The following is a 3,399-nucleotide window of genomic DNA, read 5'->3' on the forward strand; positions in this document are numbered from 1 at the left end:
TTGGTGCCCTCGCCGGTATAGCCGCCGATGATGCCGTTGGCGTCGCAGGAGGGGCGCGACTGCACCAGCTCGATCGGCATGCGCCCGCGCTCGCCCGCGGGCTCCTTGAGGCCGATCGGCCCGAGCAGGGTCTCCGGCGTCAGGCCGAGGCCGCGCCACTGCTCCAGCACCTCGGGCGGGCGCTCGTGCACGCCCTCGTAGAAGCCCGGGATCGTCACGCGACCGTCGGCATCGTGCAGGTCGGCGATGATCTTCGACAGGACGTGGATCGGGTTGCGGGCGGCGCCGCCGAAGAAGCCCGAATGCAGGTCCCGGTCGGCGCAGGTCACCTTCACCTCGAAATAGGCGAGGCCGCGCAGGGACGAGGTGATGGCCGGGGTCTTCCGGTCCCACATGCCGGTGTCGCAGACGAGGACCACGTCGCAGCCGAGCCGGTCGCGGTTGGCGGCGACCCATTCGGGGAGCCCCTGCGAGCCGCTCTCCTCGGCGCCCTCGATCAGGATCGTGACGCCGCAGGGCAACTCGCCGTGCATGGCGATATAGGCCCGGCACGCCTCCACGAAGGTCATCACCTGCCCCTTGTCGTCGGAGGCGCCGCGCCCGACGATTTTCTTGCCGCCCTGCCCGTCATCGGCGAGGTGCGGCTCGAAGGGCGGCGTCGTCCACAGGTCGAGGGGGTCGACGGGCTGCACGTCGTAATGGCCGTAGAACAGGACGTGCGGCGCTCCGGGCTTCGGCTTGTGGGCCAGCACGACCGGATGGAGCGAGGTCTCCTCGACGGAGGTCTCGAAGCCCAGCGCGGTCAGGTCCTTGGCGAGCCAGGCGGCGGCCTCGCGGCACTGGCCGGCATAGGCGGGATCGGTGGAGATCGACGGGATCCGCAGGAAGGCGAACAGCCGCTCCAGGGCGTTCTCGAGATCCGTGTCGATGTCGTTGAGGATCGCGTCGAGCGCGGCCATCGGGGGCTCCGGGGTGCGGCGGGGACTCTGCGGGACGAGGGTTAGCCGAGGCGGGGCGGGGGCGGCAACGTCGGAGGACGGGTTGATTGGCCCCGGAGCCGCTTCGCGGACCCGCCAGCGATCATGGGGTGAGACAGCGCGCACCGGAACAGGCGCAGATTGGAATGGTTATCGATCGAGCCCTCAGGCCGGTGCCCGCGCGTCTCTGCCGGTTGCCGCTTCGGCCGATCCGTTCCCGCCCGGCCCCGGCCGGCCCAGACCGTGGACGACATCATGCGACTCGAGACCCAGCCGCCGGTGTCGGCGGATACGCCCATCGGCATCACGCTGACGATCAACGGGCAGCGGCGCGAACTCCGCGTCGCGCCCTGGACGACGCTCCTCGACCTGCTGCGCGAGCGGCTCGACCTCACAGGCACCAAGAAGGGCTGCGACCACGGCCAGTGCGGCGCCTGCACGGTGCTGGTGAACGGCACCCGGGTGAATTCCTGCCTGACCCTCGCGGTGATGAAGGACGGGGCCGAGATCACCACGGTCGAAGGGCTCGCCGCCCTCCGCGACCGGGCGGGCAGCAACGCCCTCCACCCGATCCAGGAGGCGTTCATCGAGCACGACGCCTTCCAGTGCGGCTACTGCACGCCCGGCCAGCTCTGCTCGTCGGTGGGCCTGATGAACGAGGGCCACGCCCACACCCGGGACGAGATCCGCGAGGCGATGAGCGGCAACCTCTGCCGCTGCGGCGCCTACACCAACATCGTCGACGCCATCGAGGACGTCATGCAGGGAGACGCCCGATGAACCGCTTCGATTACGTCCGCGCCGGCACGGTGGCGGAGGCGGTGCAGGCCTTCGGCGCCGGGGCCCGCTTCATCGCCGGCGGCACCAACCTGATCGACCTGATGAAGTACGAGGTCGAGAAGCCGGGCCGTCTGATCGACATCACCCACCTGCCCCTCGACCGGATCGAGGCGCATGGGGACGGGCTCCGGATCGGTGCGCTCGTGACCAACGCCAAGGTGGCGTACGACGACAGAGTGACGGCGCGCTATCCGCTCCTGCGCAACGCCATCCTGGCCGGCGCCTCGGCGCAGCTGCGCAACGCCGCCTCCACGGGGGGCAACCTGCTGCAGCGGACCCGCTGCTACTATTTCTACGACGTGGCCACGCCCTGCAACAAGCGTGCGCCCGGCTCCGGCTGCCCGGCGATCGGCGGGATGAACCGCATCCACGCGATCTTCGGCACGAGCGACAAGTGCATCGCCACGCACCCCTCCGACATGTGCATCGCGCTGGCCGCCCTGGAGGCCACCGTGCAGGTGAACGGGCCGCAGGGCGAGCGGTCGATCCCGTTCTCCGAATTCCACCGCCTGCCGGGGGAGTCCCCCGAGACGGACACGAACCTCGCCCCCGGCGAGATCGTCGTGTCGGTGGACCTGCCGGAGAGCCGCTTCCCGCAGCACTTCACCTACCTGAAGCTGCGCGACCGGTTGTCCTACGCCTTCGCGCTGGTCTCGGTGGCGGCGGGGCTCGAACTCGACGGCGACCGGATCAAGACCGCGCGCCTCGCGCTCGGCGGCGTCGCCCACAAGCCCTGGCGCAACCGCGAGGCCGAGGCCCTGCTCGAGGGCAAGCCCGCCACCCGCGCCAGCTTCCAGGACGCGGCCGACCTGATCGTCGCGGAAGCCAAGCCGCAATCGGAGAACGGCTTCAAGATCGATCTCGCCCGGCGGGCCATCGTGCGCGGCCTCGAACAGGCCGCCGCCGGCACGCCCCAGTCGCTCAGCGACAAGCGCATCCAGTAGGCCCCGCCATGACCCAGACCTCGAACCCCCAGACCTTCAGCTCCACCGGCCGCGACACCTTCGTCGGCAGCCCGCGCAGCCGCATCGACGGGCCCGCCAAGGTCACCGGCCTCGCCAAGTACGCGGGCGAGTTCGCCGCGCCCGGCCTCGCCTACGGCTATGTGGTGTCCAGCTCCATCGCCAAGGGCCGGATCACCGCCATCGAGTCCGCCGAGGCCGAGGCGGTCCCGGGCGTCCTCAAGGTCATTACCCACGCGAACCGGCCGCGCACCGCGTGGCGGGACAAGAACTTCCAGGACGCGGTGGCGCCCCCCGGCTCGCCCTTCCGCGCCCTCTACGACGACCTGATCGTGTTCAGCGGCCAGCCGGTCGCCCTGGTGGTGGCGGAAGATTTCGAGACCGCGCGCTACGCCGCGTCCCTCGTCCGCGTCAGCTACGCGATGCAGGAGCCCGTCACCGACCTCAAGGCCGTGCGCGGCGACGCCTACGATCCGCCCACCAAGCGCGAGGGCATCAAGCCGCCGCCGGCTCCGTGGGGCGACGCCGACCAGGCGTTCGGCAGCGCGCCGATCCGCGTGCAGGGCGGCTACAGCATGGCCAACGAGCACCACAACCCGATGGAGCCGCACGCCACCACG

General features: G+C 70.9%; 3 protein-coding genes and 1 pseudogene. 3 read left to right on the forward strand and 1 reads right to left on the reverse strand.

From position 1 onward, the window contains the following. A partial coding sequence (locus I53_RS20225; protein ID WP_043354025.1) for a M20/M25/M40 family metallo-hydrolase occupies positions 1 to 959 on the reverse strand: 959 nt, incomplete at its 3' end. A gap of 273 nt (positions 960 to 1,232) precedes the next feature. Here I53_RS20225 and I53_RS20230 point away from each other — a divergent pair. The 3 genes and pseudogenes from I53_RS20230 to I53_RS20240 all read left to right on the forward strand — a co-directional run. After that, the gene (locus I53_RS20230) at positions 1,233 to 1,757 is read left to right on the forward strand and encodes a (2Fe-2S)-binding protein (protein ID WP_043354031.1); all 525 of its coding nucleotides are present in this window, start codon (positions 1,233 to 1,235) and stop codon (positions 1,755 to 1,757) included. Continuing rightward, positions 1,754 to 2,761, forward strand: coding sequence for a xanthine dehydrogenase family protein subunit M (locus tag I53_RS20235; protein WP_043354027.1), 1,008 nt, complete (start codon positions 1,754 to 1,756; stop codon positions 2,759 to 2,761). Before I53_RS20230 ends, I53_RS20235 begins: the two co-directional genes overlap by 4 nt. An 8-nt stretch (positions 2,762 to 2,769) precedes the next feature. Beyond that, positions 2,770 to 3,399: pseudogene (locus I53_RS20240) on the forward strand (xanthine dehydrogenase family protein molybdopterin-binding subunit); the annotation flags it as partial.

Source organism: Methylobacterium sp. B1, assembly GCF_000333255.1.
Taxonomy (GTDB): domain Bacteria; phylum Pseudomonadota; class Alphaproteobacteria; order Rhizobiales; family Beijerinckiaceae; genus Methylobacterium; species Methylobacterium fujisawaense.

Bases quoted from the DNA above. Each gene is read 5' to 3' on its own strand.
- I53_RS20235 (WP_043354027.1), top strand. From the start codon at position 1,754: ATGAACCGCTTCGATTACGTCCGCGCCGGCACGGTGGCGGAGGCGGTG.
- I53_RS20230 (WP_043354031.1), top strand. From the start codon at position 1,233: ATGCGACTCGAGACCCAGCCGCCGGTGTCGGCGGATACGCCCATCGGC.